This is a genomic window from Francisella philomiragia, from assembly GCF_018135955.1.
Classification (GTDB): Bacteria; Pseudomonadota; Gammaproteobacteria; order Francisellales; family Francisellaceae; genus Francisella; species Francisella philomiragia.
In genome coordinates this window covers 1,145,223-1,167,725 of the sequence record NZ_CP063138.1, presented here as the reverse complement: position 1 = coordinate 1,167,725, position 22,503 = coordinate 1,145,223, and the positions used below count along the sequence as shown (strand labels likewise).

Genomic DNA, 22,503 nt, shown 5'->3' with positions numbered 1-22,503 from the left:
AATATAGTCACTGTATATATTTAATAATATGGGTGTTATAATTATATGCGATTTTTGTTATTCACGAGGTGGCTGTTTTGGATTTTTGGTTAATCATAATAGTGTTTATAATTTTGTGTTTATATTTGATAATAGAAAATATTGTACATAATACTAGTATCAAAAGTATTCCTATTAGAATTCATGTAAATGGTACTAGAGGTAAATCAAGTGTCGCAAGATTAATTGCTGCTGGTGTTAGAGCTGGAGGTTATAGGACCGTAGCAAAAACCACTGGTACATTAGCTAGATATATTGACGTAGATGGAACAGAAACACCTGTTTTCAGAATTGGTTTTAGCAATATCGCTGAGCAGGTTAAAATAATGTTCAAAGCAAGACGCGCGAAAGCAGATGCTATAATAATTGAATGTATGGCACTTCAACCACTGCTTCAATCATTATGTGAATTAAAATTGATTAAAGCAACTCATGGTGTCTTAACTAATGCTCGTCCAGATCATTTAGATGTCATGGGACCAACAGAGCGAGATGTTGCCAAGGCATTGGCAGGTACAGTTCCTGTAAAATCTAAGTATTTCACAGCAGAAGATACACATATTGATTTCTTTGAATATGCTTGTAAAGATAGAGAAACTGAGCTTATTGTAGCTACAGCAGCTGATGCTGAATTGGTTTCTGATGATGAAATTAATAAATTTGTATATTCTGAATTTAAGATCAATGTTGCTCTAGCTCTAAAAGTGACTGATGATCTTGGAATCCCAAGAGATGTCGCTCTTAAAGGTATGTGGGAGGCAACTCCTGATCCAGGTGCTATGACAGAGTATAATTTTGATATTAATAACTCTGAGATGAATTTTGCTAATGCTTTTGCTGCAAATGATCCTGTATCAACGAAAATGCTATGGGATAAGCTATACAGCAAATATCAGTATTGTGATAAAAAAGTATTAGTTGTTAATTGTAGAGATGATAGAGAAGATAGATCTAAGCAGATCGCAGAGGCTATATTAAACTGGGAGAAGCCTGATTTGGTAACTCTTATTGGTACAGGCACAGATGTGTTTGTGTCTTTTTACAAAAAATACTCTAAATCTTTGGGTATTAAGCCAGCTCAAGTAATAGTGTGTGAAGATATGGAGCCACTAGAGATTCTAGAAAAAATTAATCTCACTCAACCGGCTAATACATATATGCTGGTAGGTGTTGGTAATATTAAAGATATTGGTATGAGCTTAGTTGATTACTGTGATCAGAGTCACAAACAAAAACATGGTTTATAGTTTTTAAATAAATAGGAGAAAGTATGGATCCATTAACGCTCTCGATAGGTATTGGTCTTATTGTTGGTTTGGTTTTTGTATCACTGTTAGGATTATCTACTGGTGGTATGGTTGTGCCCGGTTATTTTGCGCTAGAGATGGGTGCTCCTGATAGAGTTATAGTAACTATTATTATTTCGATCATAATATTTGGTATAGTTAGGTTTATGTCAAAATTTATGATTATCTATGGTAGAAGAAGGATAGCTATTACAGTTCTTTTATCATTTATACTAGGTACAGTTTGTAACATGTTGTTTTCACAATACTTAACTACAAGCTTTTACTCTAACCAGATTCAGGTCATTGGATATATTATTCCAGGACTTATAACTTTATCAATAGATAGACAAGGTCTTATAGAAACAATAGGATCTTTATTAATCGCCTCTATTATTATACGTTTGTTACTAATAGTTTTGATTGGACCTCAAATAGTAGGAATATAATATGAAAACGATGTATTGGCACCGTAAATTTTTATCTAGATATATCATATTGTTCTTAAGTGCTTTTATGATTATATCTTTATATATAGTTGAGAAAAATCTAGTTGTCGAAACTAAGGGTTATACTCAAAAGCTACAAGCGGCAGAGTTAACAGAAAAAGCGTTTGATCTAACACAACGATACTTTATGTCAAAAGGTTATTTATGTAAATCAATGGGTGATGTATCTTGTACTGGATTAATAGGTTTATCGATGACTGAGATAACTACAGATTCTGGTGACTTATATGCAAAAAGATCTTCAGTAAATCCAAATATGGCGGCTATTTTTGTTCAATGGTTAAGTCAGCTTAATCTTCAAGAGGGTGATACTGTTGCTGTACAAGAGACTGGATCTTACCCAGCATTAGATATAGCTATGCTATCAGCTATCAAAACACTGAAGCTTAAACCTTTGATTATATTTTCAGCAGGCGCATCACAATTTGGTGCAAATAGACCAGGATTTACATGGCCTGATATATACAGAAACTTAGTTGAGAAAGGAATATTTGATTTTGATGTTTTAGGGATTACTCTAGGTGGATCTCATGATAATGGTTATGGAATGACTCCAGGAGCTATACTTAAATTAAACGATGCTATTAAAAGAAATAACTTCAAAGTAATCAACATTCCATATAAAGATTCTACAAATACTTCTGTAGCAAAACGTCTAGAGATGTACAAAGAGGCTGCTGGTAATGATAGTATAAAAGCTTACATAAATGTAGGTGGTAATATGGCTTCTATTGGTTTGAAGCAACCGACAGTTAAGTTTGAAGAATCAGACAAGAAGTCAAAAACTGATAAAAAAGCAACTAATGTAGCTTCTAATGATCAAGTTCTGAAAATACATAGTTTTCCTACAGGTGTTACTTCTAAACTGCCTCCAGAATATAGTACTGTAAATTCTGTTGCAGTTAACTTTTTGAAAGAAGATATTCCTGTAGTAAATGTAAGAGATATAAACTCTAGTATTATCAAAACATATGGTATGACTTATAATCCTATAACAGTTGTACCACCTGGACAAGGTGCAGTTTTCTCTCAGAAGAAGTATAATACAGCTCTAGCAGCAGCATTGCTTATCATAGATATTGCGTTGATAGTATTTATGGCATTTATTTCAAGAAAATATCTAATTTCTTTCAAATCAAAGTAGTTATAAATTGCTTTGGTCTTTAATTCAATTTATTATTTAATTAAATATTAGTAAAAAATATTAATTAAATATGTTTTGTTTTTATAGTTTAAATCAGTTGATTTCTAAGTACTTACCTGCTGAGGAAAGACTTAAGATAGCTAAAGCATTTATATTTGGTGCGGATGCTCATGAGACTCAAGTTAGAAGCTCAGGTGAGCCATACTTCACACATCCTGTTGCTGTAGCTTGTATATTAGCAGAGCTTCATATGGATGTTGATACCATTATAGCGGCTTTATTACATGATGTAGTTGAGGACACTGATCATACAGCAGAAGATATCGCTACTCTTTTTGGTGATAAGGTAGCAGAACTAGTTGAAGGTGTGACTAAGCTTACACAGATTAGACATAAAAATAAAATAGAACAGCAAGCAGAAAACTTCCGAAAAATGCTACTTTCTGTGACCAAAGATGTACGAGTGATTTTCATTAAGCTAGCCGATAGATTGCATAATATGCGAACCTTAGCTCCTCTAAAGCCAGAGAAAAAACGTAGGATATCTAAAGAAACTTTAGATGTCTTTGCTCCCTTAGCTCATAGGCTAGGTATCAATACTCTCAAAGAGCAATTAGAGACTCTTGCGTTTGAAGGAATGAATCCTTATCGATATCATATTCTTGAAGAAAAAGTTAAGAAAGTAGAGAAAAATAAAGAAAAAGTCTTTCAGCAGGTTAAAGATGCTTTGACTGATAAGTTAGGTGGTATTGTTATTAACGATGGTGTCAAAGCACGTAAGAAAACTTTATATAGTATTTATAATAAAATGCGTAAGAAAGGCATCTCATTTGATGAGATTATGGATATGTATGCTTATAAAGTTATTGTCCCAAATCGTATTGATTGCTATATCGCTCTTGGTAAAGTTCATGAATTGTATAAGCCTATTCCTCAAAGATTCAAAGATTATATTGCAACACCAAAGGCAAATGGTTATCGCTCTATTCATACAGTAGTTTTAGGTCCATATAATATTCCTTTAGAAATACAGATAAAAACAGATCATATGGATTGCCAAGCAGAATACGGTATTGCGGCTCATTGGAGTTACAAAATTGGTGAAAAAACTGACAAAGCGCTGCAAAGATGGCTCAAAAAAATATCAGATATAAACGTATATACTGCTAGTTCGGTAGAGTTTTTAGAAAATGTTAAATCAGATATATTTAGTAATGATGTATTTGTATTTACCCCTCAAGGTGATATTGTCGAACTACCTGTTAATTCGACATGTATAGATTTTGCTTATTTTATTCACACTGATATTGGTAATAAGTGTATATCTGCTAAAGTCAATAGAAAGCCAGTACCACTTAATTATCGCCTAAAACAAGGTGATAATGTCGAAATTATTACCTCTGCAGTTGCAGATCCTAATCCGGCTTGGTTAGAGTTTGCCGAGACCAGTAGGGCAAAATCCGCTATCAAAGACTTCTTGAAGCAACAATATAGAAATATTGACTATATTAGAGGTAAGGATATTGTAGAGGGAGAACTCAGGCTGCTTGGTGTGGATTTAAAAGAAGTTCCGAATGAGATTGTTGATGGAGCTTTATTTAACTATGAAGGTATAGATACCATAAATCGTTTCTATTTGGATACTGGGCTTGGTTTAATTGATCCTAACAACTTCATTGATTTTATTGTTAAGCATTTTAATGATATGCGTAGTGCGTATAAGAAATCGGCAATGGCTAAAATTCAAATCCGTTATGGAGATGATTCACGTATAGCAGACTGTTGCTTGCCATTGCCGAATGATGAAATAATTGGCATCGTTAATGAAGAAGGGAACGTTGAGGTTCATAGAAAAAGTTGTAATGAGCTGTACTCTAAAATTAAAGATGGAAAAATTAAACAGATCAATGCTGATTGGTTTACAAATGCTGATGATGATCCTAGTTTTAGAGCTAGATTGTCTATTATGCTCAAAAACATTCCAGGTGCAATTGCTAAGATAACAGCTACCTTTGCAAGAGAGGGGGTTAATATCAGAAGTTTTGATATGATGTTTGTAGATAATAAACATGCAAAACTTGCTTGTGTTGTAGTAGTTAGAAATAGAAGAGAGCTATACTTATTAATTCGCTTAGTCAGAAAAATAGATGTTTGTGTTGATATCGAAAGAATATTAAATAAATAAATTATTTGATATTAGTTCTAGCATTAAAAGCGTGAATTAATGTTTGTTGATCTAAATATTCTAATTCACCACCAAAAGGAACTCCAAAGCCGATTCTAGAGATTTTTATATCCTTACCAATCATTTGAGAAATAAAGTGAGCGGTGGTTTCTCCTTCTACGGTAGGACTGATAGCTAATATAATCTCACTTATTTCTCTGTTTATAATTATTTGCTCTAAAATATCAAGTTTTAGTTCATTGGGTCCTATACCGTCAAGCGGAGATATTCTGCCATTAAGTACGAAGTATTTTCCTTTGAAAAAACCTGCTTCTTCAATAGCGACCAAATCAAGCATACTTTCAATTATGCATAATTTAGATTCATCTCTATTTTGGCTACTACAGATATCACAAACATCTTTTTCAGTAAGAGATTGGCAATGTTTACATTTTTTGATATTCTCAGCTGCATCTAACAGAGAGTTAGCAATTGTAATAGCAGTTTCTGGAGATTTATCAAGTAAATATAATGCAAGTCTTTGAGACGATTTTTTACCAATAGTTGGTAATTTACGCAAAGATTCTATTACAGCAGTAATTTTGGGAGAGAAAATTTGATTGTTCATTATTTAAAAGGAAAGTTAAATCCATTAGGTAAGTCAATGCCAGCCTCTTTCGCCATTTTACTAATATCCGTAGAGGATGAGCTATCTTCTACTTTTTTAACCGCGCTATTTACAGCTGCAGCGATTAAATCTTCTAGCATTTCTTTATCTTCTGACATTAGAGAATCATCTATAGTAACTTTTTTGACATCATATTTGCCAGTCATTGTTACGCTGACAAGTCCAGCTCCAGACTCGCCTATTGCTTCCATATTTTCACGCTCTTGTTGAGCTTTTTTCATTTGTTCTTGCATTTTTTGCGCTTGTTGCATTAGCTTTGACATATCAAAGTTCATTTCTAAATCCTTATTTTTTGTTCAAAATTTGTTCTACAGCTTTTAATATCTGTTCACTAGAGTCTTTTATCAATGTATTTTTTGCTTTTTGTGATATTTCTTTAAGTTTGTCTCTATCTTCATAAAGAGGCTTAATTATATCTATTAAATTCTGCAAAGTCATTTGATCTTGTCTAATACAAAATCCAGCATTATTTTTTACCATATTTTGTGCGTTAAAAAATTGATGATCATCTACAGCTGATGGTAATGGTATAAATATTGCAGGAACTCCTGCTATGGCTGATTCTGATACCGTTAGAGCTCCTGCTCGACAAATTAGTATGTCAGCCCATTCATAAGCATTTGTCATATCAGTAATATACGCTGATATATCTTTGATATGTGTTGAGGGTACTTGATTATATTTATTTTTAGTTTCTTCAAAAGAAAGCTTGCCTGTTTGATGCCATACTTTTAGATTTATCCCTTGTTTATTAGCTTCGATAATAAGATCAGGGATAATATTGTTTATACTTTTAGCTCCTTGGCTACCTCCTAAGACAAGAAGTTTTAATTCACCATTCTCGGTTATATTCTTTGTTTTATCATTAAGAGCTATAATATCTTTTCTGATGGGATTTCCTACAACCTGTGTTTTAGCTAATTGCTTAGGACTAAGTCTCTTTTGTATATCTTCTACATCAAATGCTAGGCATACTTTGGTAGCCAGTTTGGCTAATATTCTGTTTGTTAAGCCTATTTTGGCATTTTGCTCATGGATTATTATAGGTATATCCTTTTGAACAGCAGCAAGACATATAGGTCCAGATACATAACCACCAAAGCCTATGACTAAGTCAATTTTTAGTTTTTTGAGTATCTTACGCGCTTTTAGTGTACTTGATATAAGTGTAAATGGGAATGCTACTTTCCTCTTAAGCCCTTTGCCTCTAACACCAGAAGATTTAATATATTGCATATTAAAATATTCAGGTACAATGTTGGCTTCCATGCTATTAGGAGTACCAACCCACGTGACATTAGCATTATTCTCTCTTAGCATTTCAGCAACTGCAAGTGCAGGGTAGATATGTCCACCTGTACCACCAGCAGTAATAATTATATTTTTATCTTTTAAGTTCATAAATATCTACGTATTAACTTTTGATTTAACAAATTAATTTTAAAGGATTTTTATGTTATTATCATCTATTAGCTAAAAATAAACATGTTTTGTCGAAGAGGAATTATGGCTGAAATAAATCAAAATTACTTATATACAGATTCTAATTTATGGGTTGAAATTAAAGGTGATATAGCAAGAGTAGGTATAGATGATTATTCTCAGAATGAATTTGGAGAAATCGTTTATGTTGATTTACCCAAATTAGATCATGAATATGTCAAAGAAGATGAGATTTGTGTGATTGAGTCTGTAAAAACAGCTTCTGATATTTACGCACCATTATCTGGAAAAATTGTAAGCGTAAATAAAGAACTAATAGACAATCCAAAACTGATCAATCAATCATGTTATACAAAAGGGTGGTTATTTGATATTAAAGTAAGCCAAAAAGAAGAAATAAAAGAATTATTAACACCGGAAGATTATAGGGGTCATGTTGAATAAAAACTTTTTATTCGTATTTTTGTTTCTCTTTTCATTATCTAGTTATGCTAGTGATAAATACCTTAATTACTGTAAAATATACAATCCCAAAAAAGGTATAGAATATGAAACTCATACTAAGATATCATTAGATTTTTGTCTTTATTATTTAGATATATGTAATAAAAAATACAATAATAAATGTGATGCAAAGATGAATGCATATCAAGGACTCTATAATACAAATAACGCGTTAGCGACAATGCATGTAATATATCGTGATGATTTAGATAATTCAAATAACTAAATTTATCTTAAAAGAGTTATCGAGTATGTTGTAATAGCTTTTTTAAGCTTAAATAGATTGATACTTTGATTTTGGTCTAGTGAACTATGATAATCAGGTTAATATAATCAAGTTACCAAATTAGATTATAGTTACAAGAGATATACGGTTAATCTAAAATATACTTAGATTAATTTAATAAATGTAGTTAGATAAATAAGAAATTATAAAAGAAAATTATTTTATTACACAATTTATACTATTTAGGTCACCACTGACTAAATATGTAACACTTGTCTGGTTATTTGTAGGTAAAGGACATTTTACATACGCTGAACTATCATTTCCTTTAGCAGTAGTAGTCTTACTCCACGGTATGATAGTTATTTGATTGTTTGCTAGGTTAACATCACCCAAGCTACTAGACCAAGCTCTTGCTGTTACAGTATCATCTGAGTTGACTTGATAGAAAGGGGTATTGGCATTAATTGTTACATTTATATCTTTATCAACAACCGGCGGATTATCAGGATCTTGTGTTGAGTTAGATATTTTAATATTTAGATCTTTCTGCCAAGCTTCTGCTCCGGTAATTTCACTAGATATGATAAGTTTATAGTCTCCAGCTTTGATATTCTCAAGCTGTAATGCCAAGTCATATGTATCCATAGGAGCTATTTCTATATCAGATTTCCTATAAACTTGATTACCATTTCCATCTTGTAGTACAACAGATACTTTGGCATTAGCTGAGCTATGGGACATTATTTTAGCATTAATATACAGCTTACCATCAGAGTCGATAGAGTGTTCACTTTTAAAGTCCATTAGGTGTAGCTCGTTTTTAATATTTTGACTAGCTTGCTGATAGTAAAAACTAATTTGGCTATATGGTTTATCAGTGCTTTGATAAATATAAAGAGAGTTACCGTTTGGAACGACCTCATTATTATTATTTTTAACTCCAGCAATTATTTGATTATCTAAATCAGAGGAGCTAAGAGTATTTATTTTATTAGTTAGTTCAATGAATAAGTCGTTTGTACTTATTGCTTTTGGAACTGTTAGTAGAGGATATTCATACATGGTACCATCTTTGAATAATTGTAACGTGATCTTATCACCTTCTTTGATATTCAACGGGTTTATAGTAAATTTAGTTGCTTCTACTGGAAATTTATCTGTAGGAGCAGCTTGCTGTTCTGCATCTTTAATATACTCCCAAGGTCCCCATTGCTCAGCTCCTGGTTGCTGACCTGGATTTACATACCATTTATTTTGATATATCTTATTTTCAAATACTACTTTGGTACCCGTAGTTGGATATGACTTAGTAGCATCGTATGCTGGTATGCCGGATCCCTCTGAGCCATTATTAGGATCAGTAATATCACCATTTGGTAGGATAACAGTACCAGCAGGTTTATCATTAATAAAATCTAAATCTAATAGATTATAAAAGCTCATTCTAGTATCATCTACATCCCATTCAGCCATTATGATTTGATAACCTGATCTATTTGGTAATGTACATGTAAACGTTAAGCCATCTTGAGGTGGTTGGTTAGGTGCTATCCATGTGGGTTGTGGATCATAACAGTTCAACGGCTGTTCTTCAAAACTGTCACGAGTAAGTAATTTATCTGGGTTCCAGTTAGGTTTGGTTATATAGAATTTAAAATGTTTAGTTTTATGATTAGCAGTAAATTGCCATTTAATTTTTAATGGCTGTCCTGGCTGGACAACAGTTTTTGCCCAACGACTTTGTTGTTGTTCATCTAATGCTTCAAAACCAGCAACATCAGCACTCCCAATATTATTATCTAAAGCACCTAAGTTAAATAGTTCATCTACTTGTTCTATCGATTGCGGTTCATATTGAGCTCTGGAGCCACAATCTTTATTTTTTCCCTCTTTACATAATAAGGCACGAGAAGCAGGGCTTTCAACATAACCGTGTGAATATGCTTGGGTACTAGCTAATAAGATTAATCCAGTAGCTAAAGTGATTTTATTTAGTTTCATGATAAGACTCCTTATCTATATTTTTTAATAAAACAGATGTTAAAATTAATACCTGTAATTACAATCCTATCAATTGTTTCTACAAAATCAAAACATAGTAAAATTATTAATTTTAGTTTACAAAAATTTAATAAATACAGCTGTTTTATGTATTGTTAATAATGATGGAGAGGAAATACATCTTTGTTTTAATATTTTTTTAATGTTTTATGATTTTATAAATTATCTATTGACTTGTAATTAAATTTTATGTTCGATGATAATTATATCTTATTGAATATTTTATTTTAATAATATTTTTATATAAAATGTGTTTATATATTTTGAGATTAAATATTATGGTGCCTAAAATGATAAATAATTTACATAACATGGCCTATAACATATAATATACGCTGTATAAATTTCGATAACTTTATTAAATAAATAAGACTTAGTGTGTATGATAAATATTAAATTTCCTGATGGATCTATACGAGAATTTGAAAGTGGTGTTAATTCTTTACAAATAGCAAAATCTATTTCTCCAAGCTTAGCTAAGATAACAGTCGGTGCCTATATCGATAATAAATTATCTGATGCAAAAGATGTTATAAACCATGATTGTGAGTTAAGACTTATAACTACAAAAGATACAGAAGGTCTAGAAATTTTAAGGCATTCATGTGCTCATCTTTTAGCTAACGCTGTTAAAGAGCTATATCCAAATACTGAAGTAACTATAGGGCCTGTTATAGACAATGGATTCTACTATGATTTTTCATTTAAAGAGACTATAGGTGAAGCAGATTTAGCAAACATAGAAAAGAGAATGAAAGAAATTGCTAAAAAGGGAATTTCTATAAGTTATAAAGTTGTGTCTAAAGAAGAGGCTATAGCATTCTTTAAAGCGCAAGGAGAAAACTATAAGGTTGATATAATTGAGAGTATTCCAGCAGATCAACAAATTAAGATTTACACTCAAGGTGATTTTAGTGATCTATGTCGTGGTCCTCATGTACCAAGCACAGCAGCTATTAAAGCATTTAAGTTAACGAAGTTAGCCGGAGCGTACTGGAGAGGCGATTCTAACAATGAAATGCTCACAAGAATATATGGTACTTGTTGGGCTACTAAAGAAGATCTAGATCAATATTTGCATATGTTAGAAGAAGCAGAGAAACGTGATCATAGAAAAATTGGCAAAGCTTTAGATCTATTTCACTTTCAAGAAGACTCGCCTGGAATTGCATTCTGGCATGATAATGGTGTGAGAATTTGGCGTGAAGTAGAAGATTATATGAGAGCTTCTAACAAGAAATATGGTTGTGGTGAAATTCGTACTCCATTGATAGCAGATTTTAGTTTATGGGAAAAGTCAGGACATGCTTCAAAGTATGCTGAAAATATGTTTGCGACAAAGTCTGAAAATAGAGATTTTGCAATTCGTCCGATGAATTGTCCAACTTGTGTACAAGTTTATAATACTAAATTACATAGTTACCGAGATCTACCGATTAGAATGGCTGAGTTTGGTATAGTGCATAGAAATGAACCTTCTGGTTCTTTACATGGTTTGATGAGGGTTAGAAGTTTTACACAAGATGATGGGCATATATTTTGTGCTCCAGAACAGGTGGAAGAAGAAGTAATCCTAATGGTCAAACAATGTTTTGAGGTATACAAAGATTTTGGCTTTAATGATTTTACTGTCAAAATTGCACTTAGACCAGAGAATAGAATAGGTAATGATGAGACTTGGGATAAGTCTGAGCAAATGCTTAAAAATGCTCTTGATGCTAACAATGTTGCGTATGAGCTACTACCAGGTGAAGGAGCTTTTTATGGACCTAAGATTGAGTTTCATCTAAAAGATGCTATAGGCAGAAGTTGGCAATGTGGCACTATACAGCTAGATTTTTCTATGCCTGATAGATTAGGAGCTACGTATATTGATAAGAATGGTAATAAGCAGGTCCCTGTAATGTTACACAGAGCTATTGTAGGATCTTTAGAAAGATTTATTGGTATGCTAATAGAGCATTATGCAGGAAATATGCCATTATGGTTAACTCCAGTGCAAGTTGCTGTAATGGGTATTAGTAATCATCAAGATGAGTACTGCCAAAAAGTCTTTGAAACCCTAGAAAAAAATGGTATTCGAGCAAAATTAGACTTGAGAAATGAGAAAATAGGGTTTAAAATACGTGAGCATACTCTTTTGCGTGTGCCTTACCTTGTTATACTTGGTAAAAGTGAGCAGGAGCAAGAGATTGTTACAGTAAGAAAACATAATGGTGAAGATCTAGGACAGATGTCTATAGGTGATTTTTGTGCTTTCTTGAATGAACAAATTGAAGCTAAAAAATAATAATTTCTGTGGAGGAAAAAAGTTATTAAAACAACGGATAAAAAAGCACCTATAAATGAGCAAATTAAAGCTAAAGAGGTGCGCCTAGTTGGTGTTGATGGTCAGCAAATAGGTGTTGTATCTATCAGCGAAGCTTTAGCATTGGCTGAAGAGGCTAATGTTGATTTGGTTGAAATGGTAGCAAATGCTAATCCGCCAGTTTGTCGTCTGATGGACTACGGTAAATTCTTGTTTGAACAAGGCAAGAAAAAAGCACAAGCGAAAAAAAACCAAAAGCAGACACAGATCAAAGAGATTAAACTTAGACCTGTGACTGATGTAGGGGATTACCAGGTAAAACTACGCAACCTGATAAAATTCCTTGAAAAAGGCGATAAAGTAAAAGTCACACTAAGATTCAGAGGCAGAGAAATGTCACATAATGAGCTAGGCATGCAAATGCTTCAGCGTATGGCAAGTGATGCGGCTGAGTACGGTGTGGTGGAACACCAACCTAAAATGGAAGGTCGTCAAATGATTATGGTTTTAGGACCAAAGAAAAAGTAGTAAATCAAAATAATAACAATTAATACAATGCGGAGTATTTAAAAATGCCTAAGTTAAAAACTAAGAGTGGTGCTGCTAAGCGCTTTAAAAAGACTGGTAAAGGTGGTTTCAAGCACCGTTGTGCAAATCGTGCTCATATCAATACTAAAATGACAACTAAGAGAAAGCGTCATTTAAGAGGTATGAATCAAGTAGCTAAAGTTGATACTGCTAGTTTAGTTCAACAAATGCCTTACGCATAAGTTTGTTTATCAATTTTTAAAGTGGAGACTAAAACATGTCAAGAGTAAAAAGAGGCGTAACAGCACGCGCACGTCACAAGAAGGTGTTAAAACAAGCTAAAGGTTACTATGGTGCTCGTTCAAGAGTATATAGAGTAGCTAAACAAGCTGTAATTAAAGCAGGTCAATATGCTTACAGAGATCGCAAAGTTAAGAAAAGAACATTCAGATCGCTTTGGATTGTTCGTATCAATGCAGCTGCAAGACAACACGATATTAGCTATAGCCAATTAATCAACGGTTTAAACAAGGCTGGCGTAGAGTTAGATAGAAAAGCATTAGCTGAGCTTGCTGTATATAACAAAGATGCATTCGCTGCAGTAGTTGTAAAAGCTAAAGCTGCTTTAGCTTAATTGAGTATTCTAATCAAATTTTTTCTTTATAAAATCTTGTGAAATTTATAAATCCCTTACTTGTTAAAAGGCTTTTTTTAGTCTTTTTTTTAAGTCTGGGGATTTTTTTGTTTTTAATTTTTAATGGCTATAAATATCTTGACATAGATAAGATAAATTTAGCATACTATAATGCTAGTTCTTATATAGATGGTCATGTAGTACTTGCGTCTTTAAGTTATGCTTGTATATATATTTTAACAGTATTCTTTTCTGTTCCAATTAAACCATTTTTAAAAATACTTGCTGGACTCTTGTTTGGGCTCATGTTGGGGTTTTTTATTTGTTTATTCTCAGCCACATTGGGAGCGATGTTGGCTTTTTTGATTATTAAATATAATTGGGGAGAGGTAAAGACAAATCCAAGATTTAAGATCGTTTCAAGATTTAAATTGTTGGTAGAAAATTACCCTGTGTCTATATTGTTGATTTCTAGAATTTTACCAATTCCTTTCTTTGTTCCAAATATTTTGGCAGGAATTTTAAAAGTTAAAAATGGCATCTTCTTTTTGACTACTTTAATTGGCATTATTCCCATAACATTTATATATGTATGGTTTGGAGTTCATTTCAAGAGTTATCAGCAGGGACAGGATAATTTGTTTGATTACAAATTTATAATAGCAGTTATAGTCTTGTTGATCTTAGCATTATTTCCTTTTATTTTTAAATTTATTTTCTACCGAAAAAAAAGTACTTAGCTTATTTATTCATAATTCTAAGCGTATTTAGTAAGTCCTTTTATTTTATAAACTTTAAGTTTGATATAACGAACTAATGATCGGTCTTGTATGTGTAAGACTTCTTTGGCATTACGTGGATGTACTTTTTCAATATCAATTATTGATTTATTAAGCATCAGTCCATGTGTGTGAGTTAAAAGCTTATTTTTATTTGCAAAAGGATTATGATATAAAACAGATGAGAGTTCTTGATTGATTTGCTCTAATTTCTTGTCGTCCGGATTGCTTACTACACCCATAATAGCAAAGTTTACATCTGTGTCTTCATATTTTTTCTCATCATAATAATTTTGACTATTAGCAAAGATATTTTCACTATTTATGGGGGCTTTAGTTATAGCTTCTGCATTTACTTGTGAAAATTGAACACATCCTACAATTGCAAAAGGAGATTTAAGTTGAGCATAAATTTGTTTATAGATATCTGCAAGAGTGCTTTCCGTATCAAATGAGAAATATTTTGCTATATAGCTAACAGGAGTATTTTTGGGAATAAGAAATATACCTGTTGTAACAAATTCAGGCCCCCACATTAGAGGGTCTCTTTCTGATCTACTAACATCTGTTCTTGATGAATAAATCATATTATTAAGCAAAATACATTCACCAAGATTATAAATGCTTTGTGGTGATCCTAGCTCAAAGCCATAATCAAAGTCGCTAGCAAGAAAACGTCTGTATTTTAGCTTTTCTGGTACAATACCATGAATTACATTATCAACATGACCAATATATGCTAAAGTTTCTGCATTATCATTTTGTTTTTCTAGGAAGATCATTTGAATTGGGTCCTTTATGAATAGCAAATGAGGTTATATGGTCTCAATACATCCATCTTTTTTAGCCATAATTACCGTGTCAGCAGGTTTAAGAGCAAAGATACCATTAGTCACAACACCAGTTATTTGATTTAACTCGGTTTCAAGTTTTAGAGGGTTGTCTATTTTCAGGTTATATACATCTAGAATAATATTGCCATTATCAGTAATTGTTTGTTCTCTATATACAGGTTGACCACCTAGCTTAACTATCTCCCTAGCAACATAGCTTCTAGCCATTGGGATAACTTCTATAGGAAGAGGAAACTCTCCTAGAGTGTTTACTTTTTTAGATTCATCAATAATACAAATGAATTTTTTTGCTGCTGCAACACATATTTTCTCACGTGTAAGAGCAGCACCACCACCTTTAATTAACTCTTTATGGTTATTACACTCATCAGCACCATCAATATATAAATCAATTTCTCCAGCATAGTTAAGATCTACTACATCAAAACCTAATGCTTTAAGTTTGTTTGTCGAATCTTCAGAGCTTGAAACTACAAACTTTATTTTATCTTTATAATTTACGAGTTCTTTAATCAGAAATGCTACAGTACTACCAGTACCAACTCCAAGAGTTATTTCTGAAGTTATGTGTTTAGCAGCTTCAATAGCAGCCAATTTCTTTAGTTCATCTTGATTATTTTTTTTATTAAAAAACATTTTAGAATTTTCTCTTGTTAAATATTTTACTAAAAATACTTCCTTTTACTATATATATTATAGTACAAGCAATAGCTGCTATGAATTGCCATAAGATAGACATTGGGAGAAATATATAACCAATAGCTATAATGATGCATATAAATGGTATAAGTATTCTTAGGCCTATATTGAACATTGGCGATAGCTTGGTATTTGTGTTTTTGAGTATCTCATAACTAAGTTTTTGAGCATCATAAATCCAGCCTATAATAAATACATCAAAAAGAAATATAAAAATAATTACTATGTGTAGAGCAATCATATTTGAGAAATCAATATAAGCAATACCGGACTTTATAAAAAATGTCGTTATAATAAATGGAACTAATAAGATTAGTAATTTAGCATATAATTTGCTACCAATTTGGAAAATATATTTGAGTGATGTAACAAAAACAACAAGATTAAGAGTTGTAAATATTACTTCAAGTAGTAGATAATACATAGGATAGTTTGTTTTAACTATTGTGAAAATAGTTGTGATTTGTAAACTCTCTGTAGGTTGAAGATAACTTCTATAGTCACCTAATATAGCATATATAGTTATACATATCATAAATGAAAAGACTATATTGTAGAATATACTTTTAAAGGCACTGGTTTTTAACTTACCAAAATCATTGTCACCAATATTTATAATGTTTTTATAAAATGCTATGGAGATAAAGTTGCTTAGTATTGCATAAACTAGAGCTAGTCCAAACATCGAGCGCAGCTGCTCAACTTTTTGATAATTTATGTTGAAAAGAAAATCCTTTAGCCCAATTATTCCTTGTGGTGTGTATATTACAATTAGCATCAGAACAGTGACTAAATATAAGGATATGTGAGCAGTAGTTTTTAGTGTTTCATTTAAGTTTAATTTTTGTTTATCAGCAAGTATGAACATCAAAAATATTATAATAAATACAGCAAATAGAGACGTATATATTGGGAAGTTATTGCTAAACTGAAGGCTTTGGTTACTTAATCTATCTATGGCTGGTATGTTGTCAAAAAAATCCAAAACATAAGTTGACATATTAAACATCACAAGAGAAACAATTATAATCATTGTTCCAGTTAATAATATGCTAATAGGCCTGAATTTGGAGCTGCCAGTGATTTTATAGACCAATTTATTGTGTGAATTTAAGTCAGGATAGGCCTTTTGAAAATATATTGCAATTAGATTCATTGGATAGCATAGCAGTACTAAAAATGCTATATAGGCATAAAAAAACTCTAATCCATTGTATTTAAAAACATTTGAAAAAAAACCAAAACTAAAGCATATTGAGGCAGATACTAGTCCTGTAACTAGGGGTGTTGAAGTCTGTTTAATATTCATTAAATTTTCCTGTGTGATGCTAGTTAATCGCGCAGTAGTTACCGCGGAATGTTATATTTATAATCAGCTTAGTATTTTTGTTATATGAAACCCAAGTCGTGCACATTAAAGCTCCAAATTGAACAAAATGAGGATTTCTATTTGCCATTATTAAGCTGTTCATTGGGCTACCAGCATAAGCAGGAGTATTTGGATTAACTGCCTTACGCACATACACATAAGTCTCAACATTAGGATCAGGTGAGACTTGAATCACATTATTAGGCATACCAAATTCTTGAGTATAAGCGTATATATTCTTACCGATCCATGCCTTTTGCTGATCTATATATTTTTGCTTAGTAGCACATGAAAAAAGTGCTGATGCTAATGTTATTAAAACCACTATCTTAAAAAAGTCTTTTATCATAATAAATACTTCCTATTTTATAAAACCAGTTTTTTTCATGTATATAGTCAATAATGACACAGCTGCTGGAGTTACTCCAGGAATTCGAGATGCTTCACCTAAGGTAGTTGGCTTTTGTTCTGATAATTTTTGAAGTACTTCATTAGAAAGTCCTTTCACTTGTGAATAGTCAAAGCTTTCTGGTATTGTTTTTGATTCAAGCGTTGATATTTTGGCTATATCTTTGCTTTGACGTTCGATATATCCTGAATATTTAGCAGAGATTTCTATCTGTTCAATTACAGACTCATCTTCTAGTTTTAAATTTGTATCAGGAATTTGTTGTAATTTTTTATAGTCTAGTTCTGGACGCTTTAGTAAGTCAAAAAGCGTACTTTCTCGAGTCATTTTTTTGTCTAGGAATTTTTCTAGATCACGAGCTTTTTGTGTTTGAGGACCTATCCAAGTATTTTTCATTATAGCTATATTTTCATCTATAGCTGTTTTTTTATTGATAAAAAACTCTTGATCTTGCTTGTTTAGTAGCCCTAGTTCGCATGCTTTGTCTGATAGCCTTAAATCTGCATTATCTTCACGCAATATAAGTCTATATTCAGCACGAGATGTAAACATACGATAAGGTTCTTTGGTACCTTTTGTTATCAAATCATCTATCAAAACACCCATATAGCTATTTGAGCGCGTTGGATACCATGATTTATCACTATCTATACTGATGGCGGCATTTATTCCAGCTACTAAGCCTTGAGCACCTGCCTCCTCGTAGCCTGTAGTACCATTGATTTGTCCTGCAAAAAATAAGTTTTTGATATGTTTGGTCTCAAGAGTAGGTTTGAGATCTCTCGGATCAAAGAAGTCATATTCGATTGCATAACCAGGCCTCATAATAAAGGCATTTTCGAAGCCTTTAATTGAGCGTATATACTCACACTGTACTTCAAATGGTAAGCTAGTTGATAGTCCATTAGGGTATAGCTCAATACTGTTTAAGCCCTCGGGTTCAACAAAGATTTGATGTCTATCTTTCTCAGCAAATCTAACTACTTTATCTTCAATAGATGGGCAGTAACGAGGACCAATGCCTTCTATTAATCCACTATACATTGCTGACTTGTCAAGATTGTTTGTAATGATCTCATGAGTCTTTGAGTTGGTGTATGTTATGTGACAAGGTATTTGTCTTGGATGCTCAATTTTTCCTTTCGAGAAAAATGAGAAATATGGTGTTGGAGTATCACCGTGTTGTACATCCATAACGCTAAAATCGACACTTCGGCAGTCTATACGTGGAGGAGTACCTGTTTTAAGTCTATCAACTCTAAATGGTAATGCTCTTAAGCGAGCAGCTAATGCATTTGATGGTTGATCTCCTGCGCGACCACCTTCCTTTGAAACTTGCCCAATATGTATCTTACCACCTAAGAATGTACCTACAGTGAGTACAACTTTTTTTGATTTGAAAGTGATGCCTGTTTTAGTTATAGCGCCACATACCGTATCATTCTCAACGACCAAATCATCTACAGAATCTTGGAAAATATCTAAATTTTCTTGATCATTTAATAGAGAGTTAATAGCCTTTTTATATAGAACTCTATCAGCTTGAGCCCTTGTCGCTCTTACAGCTGGACCTTTGCGAGAGTTTAAAATTCTAAACTGTATACCAGCCATATCGATGGCTTTTGCCATGATACCACCCATGGCATCTATCTCTTTAACTAAATGACCCTTACCGATACCACCGATAGCAGGGTTACAAGACATTTGTCCAATTGTGTCAATATTGTGAGTGAGTAATAAGGTTTTTGCGCCTATACGTGCTGAAGCAGCAGCAGCTTCTACGCCTGCATGACCGCCACCAACAACAATAACATCATAAGTGTTGTTATAAATCATAAAGATATAAATGTGTATTTTATTTAAATGCTCTTAAATTTTACTACATTTTGAAGCAAAAATAACTACTCTAATGATATTAATTAAGCAACTTTTGCAATATAATTCTTAGTATATTAAGTGTCCTTGAAGTTGATTTATAAGTGCTTAGCATCAGTGAAATATATCATAAATATGTTGACCAAGATCCTATGAAGGTATTTCAGGATGGAGCTATCAAATCTGCAATTATACTTTTTTCATTTTTAGCTATTACAGCATTTTTTGATATCGACAAAAATCTTGTTATTATAATTATCTTGTTCATGGCTAATTTGGCTGGAAGTATTCTATTAGGAAGTATCCAAGCCAAACGTTTAGCCTTTGCCCTATATATGATTATAGCTATCGTTATAGTTAATATATCTCCATATGTACATCCTCTTTTTGAAACTAACTTTATGCTAATAGTATTTGTCGCTTTTATAGCATTTTGGTTTAGAAGGTTTGGCGAAGCTTTTACTGTATTTCCTATGATGATTGTAGTTATTACTTGTATCTGTTTTGTGCGTTATCCGTTGGAAAAAGATAATCATTTACATTTTACTCTTACAGCTGTTTTGATTGGTTTGATTGTTTATCTGGTGATTATTAGAAACTACAAGCTAATGAAAGCTAATGATGTTAGTAAAGTATTTAATGAGTTTTTGAAAAATTTTGTGCGTAACTATATTGATACATTTGAAAAAGCAAAATACAGGAGATTTACTCAATCAAATATTGTTGAAGTAAGTAATTTAAAATACCAAAATATAAATTCTTTTAAAAACCATGGTTTGATGTTCTTGAGAAAAAGCCGTCAAGAACAGTGGCGATATTTAAGCCATAACTTGGTGGTTTTTAATCGTTTAACATCTAAGTTTTTATTAGTCTATAAAAAACTAACAGTTGACTATGTTCGTTTAGGGTTTGAAGAAGAAGAAGCAAAAAATCTATCACAAGACTTAGAGAAAATTTATAAAAATACAATGATTTTGATGTTATACATACAAAAGCCTGCTAAGACTTTTGAAAAAAAGTCAGAAGATATATCTCATCTGAAATATAAATTTGAAATGAACTATATCTATAAATATCAAAATGATAAACAAAAAAGGAAGCTTTTGTTTAGTAGTTTATTGTTTTTAGATGATATGTTGATTGGTTTGGAAAATATCAGAGAGGCATACTATGATCTTATTTAAGGATAGGTATATAGATAAACTCTCTGATACAACATTATTAGCTATAAGGGTTTTTGTAGCATCTATAGTAGGTTTAATAGTTTGTTATTTAATATTTAGTTTAAGTGGTGACGATGGCTTTAGAGATAGAATATATTGGGTAGTCATTGCGGTAGTAAGTGTCGCAGCTAGTACAAGTACTAGTGTAGTTTATACAAGAGCTAAGGCGATTGTTATTTTCTCATTATTGGGTACCTCAATAGGATCTGTAGTATTGTTGCTAATTCAAAAAAATATACCCCATAATTTTACATTGGTGGCAGGATTATGTTGCTTTGCTTTAGCACTATATGTGTATACGATGTTTTTAAATTATGCGACTAGTGTTTTTTTTATACATGTATATCTGGTAATGTATTTTGGATTATTTATTGGTTGGGATAAAGAATTATTTTTTGTCAGGGTCACATGTGTAGCAATAGGAACATTAAGTATAGTTTTGATAACTTTCCTTACAAGGGGACGAAAAAATAGAGTACTTTTTGATAGGGATATGTATAGAATCTATTCTGAACTTAAAGATCTTGTTAATAAAGTTGATCGTAGCGTAGAAAATAGAAAGATTATTTCATTGATAGAAAAAAGTATTAGGCTTAATGAGACTCTTGCGAATGCTAAATATGAGTTTTCTGATACTAAAAAGTATTATGAATATAAGAAAGTATTAATACTTATAGATGAGTTATTAATTAATCTAAGGACATATAGAACTCTATTTATGCAGCAAAAAAAGCATGATGATAGTTTATATAAGGAATTTGTGCATTTTACTAAAGAGCAAATTCAAAGTAATTTTAAGAAAATAACTATCAGATATGATAGATTGTTAGCTCAAAAGTAGTTTAGTTTATTTCACTTTTATTCATGTATTCTTTATTGAAATTAGTTTTGAGATAATTTATCAAAGAGCTTATTCTTTTAAGTTGATGTTTTACTGGTAGTGAAATAATGGAAAGTTTTGTTTCTTCTCTATATTCAGGTAATATTTCGACTAATTTACCATTTTTGATATCAGCATCTACATAAATATCAACTAATCTGGTAATTCCTAATCCTAAAAGGGTAGCTTGTTTCATAACTCTGCCATTAGTTGCATGAAAACCATTGTTATGAATATGGAGAGTATATTTATCATTTATGGAGTTGAAATTCCATTGCTTAATACTACCGTAAATTAGAGGTATATCTTCAAGCTGTCTTGGATCAGATATCTTGGTATATTTCTTAATAAAATCTTTACTAGCTACATATTTAGTAAAAACTGTTCGAAGTGGAGAGATTATTAAATTTGAGTCGGGTAGGTTACCCATACGAATAACTAAGTCATAATCACTATCTATTAGGCTAATTCTATTGCTAGAAAAATCTAAATGGATACTAACTTTAGGATGTAGCAGCTGGAATTTCAAAACTAAAGGAGCAATAACATCTTCACCAATAATTCCCCCAACACAATTGATTTTTATATTGCCACTTATTTCATTATGTTCTTGGCTAGTTAATTGTGTTGCTATATCAAGGTCTTGGAGAGCCTTCTTACATTTCTTATAATAATCTTGTCCTATTTCAGTAAGACGAACGTGTCTGGTGCTTCTATATAGTAGTTGAACTTTAAGATGGTTTTCTAAGTCCTTAATATTTTGGCTTAGATTTGATTTGGCCATTCCTAATATATCTGCTGCCTTTGTGAAGCTTTGCTGTTCAGCGACGTGAATGAAACAGTGAATACCTCGCCAATGAATATTGTTCATTATTCAA

23 protein-coding genes are annotated in these 22,503 nt (G+C 32.0%); 13 read left to right on the top strand and 10 right to left on the bottom strand.

What is annotated here, in order from left to right; translation table 11 throughout:
- Window positions 1–68: 68 nt before the first annotated feature.
- From pgsB to IMS64_RS05680, 4 genes are all read left to right on the top strand, one after another.
- Entirely contained in the window at window positions 69–1,286 is a 1,218-nt protein-coding gene (gene pgsB, locus IMS64_RS05695) for a poly-gamma-glutamate synthase PgsB (protein ID WP_211490119.1), read from the top strand.
- Window positions 1,287–1,309: 23 nt separating this feature from the next.
- Window positions 1,310–1,774: a poly-gamma-glutamate biosynthesis protein PgsC gene (pgsC, locus tag IMS64_RS05690; RefSeq protein WP_004287512.1), complete on the top strand. Its 465-nt coding sequence runs from the start codon at window positions 1,310–1,312 to the stop codon at window positions 1,772–1,774.
- Window position 1,775: 1 nt separating this feature from the next.
- Window positions 1,776–2,978, top strand: coding sequence for a poly-gamma-glutamate system protein (gene pgsW, locus IMS64_RS05685; protein WP_088821373.1), 1,203 nt, complete (start codon window positions 1,776–1,778; stop codon window positions 2,976–2,978).
- A gap of 70 nt (window positions 2,979–3,048) precedes the next feature.
- Window positions 3,049–5,163: a RelA/SpoT family protein gene (locus IMS64_RS05680; RefSeq protein WP_211490118.1), complete on the top strand. Its 2,115-nt coding sequence runs from the start codon at window positions 3,049–3,051 to the stop codon at window positions 5,161–5,163.
- 1 nt (window position 5,164) lies between these two features.
- On the opposite strand, the gene recR is transcribed toward IMS64_RS05680, so the two are convergent.
- From recR to murG, 3 genes are read right to left on the bottom strand one after another with little or no spacing between them, the layout of a single operon-like run.
- On the bottom strand, window positions 5,165–5,770 hold the full coding sequence (gene recR, locus IMS64_RS05675; protein WP_211490117.1) for a recombination mediator RecR: 606 nt from the start codon (window positions 5,768–5,770) through the stop codon (window positions 5,165–5,167).
- Entirely contained in the window at window positions 5,770–6,105 is a 336-nt protein-coding gene (locus IMS64_RS05670) for a YbaB/EbfC family nucleoid-associated protein (RefSeq protein ID WP_211490116.1), read from the bottom strand. The genes recR and IMS64_RS05670 overlap by 1 nt, the downstream gene beginning before the upstream one ends.
- A gap of 10 nt (window positions 6,106–6,115) precedes the next feature.
- The gene (gene murG / locus IMS64_RS05665) at window positions 6,116–7,231 is read right to left on the bottom strand and encodes an undecaprenyldiphospho-muramoylpentapeptide beta-N-acetylglucosaminyltransferase (RefSeq protein ID WP_211490115.1); all 1,116 of its coding nucleotides are present in this window, start codon (window positions 7,229–7,231) and stop codon (window positions 6,116–6,118) included.
- A gap of 105 nt (window positions 7,232–7,336) precedes the next feature.
- On the opposite strand from murG, the gene gcvH reads away from it, so the two are divergent.
- Both gcvH and IMS64_RS05655 read left to right on the top strand, forming a co-directional pair.
- Complete coding sequence (gcvH, locus tag IMS64_RS05660) at window positions 7,337–7,717, top strand: glycine cleavage system protein GcvH (protein ID WP_004288000.1); 381 nt, start codon at window positions 7,337–7,339, stop codon at window positions 7,715–7,717.
- Entirely contained in the window at window positions 7,707–8,003 is a 297-nt protein-coding gene (locus IMS64_RS05655) for a hypothetical protein (RefSeq protein ID WP_012279664.1), read from the top strand. The genes gcvH and IMS64_RS05655 overlap by 11 nt, the downstream gene beginning before the upstream one ends.
- A 216-nt stretch (window positions 8,004–8,219) precedes the next feature.
- Here the strand turns inward: IMS64_RS05655 and IMS64_RS05650 are convergent, their stop codons facing one another.
- Entirely contained in the window at window positions 8,220–10,007 is a 1,788-nt protein-coding gene (locus IMS64_RS05650; RefSeq protein WP_211490114.1) for a lytic polysaccharide monooxygenase, read from the bottom strand.
- A 442-nt stretch (window positions 10,008–10,449) separates the two neighbouring features.
- On the opposite strand from IMS64_RS05650, the gene thrS reads away from it, so the two are divergent.
- Genes thrS through IMS64_RS05625 form a run of 5 tightly spaced genes read left to right on the top strand, consistent with a single transcriptional unit; the run spans window position 10,450 to window position 14,277 of the window.
- Window positions 10,450–12,357, top strand: coding sequence for a threonine--tRNA ligase (gene thrS / locus IMS64_RS05645; RefSeq protein ID WP_088821368.1), 1,908 nt, complete (start codon window positions 10,450–10,452; stop codon window positions 12,355–12,357).
- A 6-nt stretch (window positions 12,358–12,363) separates the two neighbouring features.
- Window positions 12,364–12,903, top strand: a complete 540-nt coding sequence (infC, locus tag IMS64_RS05640; RefSeq protein WP_004287995.1) for a translation initiation factor IF-3 — start codon at window positions 12,364–12,366, stop codon at window positions 12,901–12,903.
- A gap of 44 nt (window positions 12,904–12,947) precedes the next feature.
- Window positions 12,948–13,145, top strand: coding sequence for a 50S ribosomal protein L35 (gene rpmI / locus IMS64_RS05635; protein WP_003034330.1), 198 nt, complete (start codon window positions 12,948–12,950; stop codon window positions 13,143–13,145).
- A gap of 35 nt (window positions 13,146–13,180) precedes the next feature.
- Window positions 13,181–13,537 (top strand): 50S ribosomal protein L20, encoded by a 357-nt coding sequence (gene rplT / locus IMS64_RS05630; protein WP_035736283.1) that lies wholly within the window; start codon window positions 13,181–13,183, stop codon window positions 13,535–13,537.
- Between the two features lie 38 nt (window positions 13,538–13,575).
- Window positions 13,576–14,277, top strand: coding sequence for a TVP38/TMEM64 family protein (locus IMS64_RS05625; RefSeq protein WP_200156178.1), 702 nt, complete (start codon window positions 13,576–13,578; stop codon window positions 14,275–14,277).
- 17 nt (window positions 14,278–14,294) lie between these two features.
- Here the strand turns inward: IMS64_RS05625 and IMS64_RS05620 are convergent, their stop codons facing one another.
- From IMS64_RS05620 to mnmG, 5 genes are read right to left on the bottom strand one after another with little or no spacing between them, the layout of a single operon-like run.
- On the bottom strand, window positions 14,295–15,098 hold the full coding sequence (locus IMS64_RS05620) for a hypothetical protein (RefSeq protein WP_211490113.1): 804 nt from the start codon (window positions 15,096–15,098) through the stop codon (window positions 14,295–14,297).
- A 33-nt stretch (window positions 15,099–15,131) separates the two neighbouring features.
- Window positions 15,132–15,806 (bottom strand): ribose-5-phosphate isomerase RpiA, encoded by a 675-nt coding sequence (rpiA, locus tag IMS64_RS05615; protein WP_211490112.1) that lies wholly within the window; start codon window positions 15,804–15,806, stop codon window positions 15,132–15,134.
- A gap of 1 nt (window position 15,807) precedes the next feature.
- Window positions 15,808–17,178, bottom strand: coding sequence for a hypothetical protein (locus IMS64_RS05610; RefSeq protein WP_211490111.1), 1,371 nt, complete (start codon window positions 17,176–17,178; stop codon window positions 15,808–15,810).
- A gap of 19 nt (window positions 17,179–17,197) precedes the next feature.
- Entirely contained in the window at window positions 17,198–17,587 is a 390-nt protein-coding gene (locus IMS64_RS05605) for a hypothetical protein (RefSeq protein WP_004287985.1), read from the bottom strand.
- Window positions 17,588–17,599: 12 nt separating this feature from the next.
- A complete protein-coding gene (mnmG, locus tag IMS64_RS05600; protein WP_211490110.1) occupies window positions 17,600–19,483 on the bottom strand; it encodes a tRNA uridine-5-carboxymethylaminomethyl(34) synthesis enzyme MnmG in 1,884 nt (627 codons plus the stop codon).
- A gap of 143 nt (window positions 19,484–19,626) precedes the next feature.
- Here mnmG and IMS64_RS05595 point away from each other — a divergent pair, with 143 nt between their 5' ends.
- Both IMS64_RS05595 and IMS64_RS05590 read left to right on the top strand, forming a co-directional pair.
- The gene (locus IMS64_RS05595; protein WP_211490109.1) at window positions 19,627–20,706 is read left to right on the top strand and encodes a hypothetical protein; all 1,080 of its coding nucleotides are present in this window, start codon (window positions 19,627–19,629) and stop codon (window positions 20,704–20,706) included.
- Entirely contained in the window at window positions 20,693–21,586 is an 894-nt protein-coding gene (locus IMS64_RS05590) for an FUSC family protein (RefSeq protein ID WP_211490108.1), read from the top strand. Before IMS64_RS05595 ends, IMS64_RS05590 begins: the two co-directional genes overlap by 14 nt.
- Window position 21,587: 1 nt before the next feature.
- Here the strand turns inward: IMS64_RS05590 and IMS64_RS05585 are convergent, their stop codons facing one another.
- Entirely contained in the window at window positions 21,588–22,496 is a 909-nt protein-coding gene (locus tag IMS64_RS05585) for a LysR family transcriptional regulator (protein ID WP_004287981.1), read from the bottom strand.
- Between the last annotated feature and the right edge of the window lie 7 nt (window positions 22,497–22,503).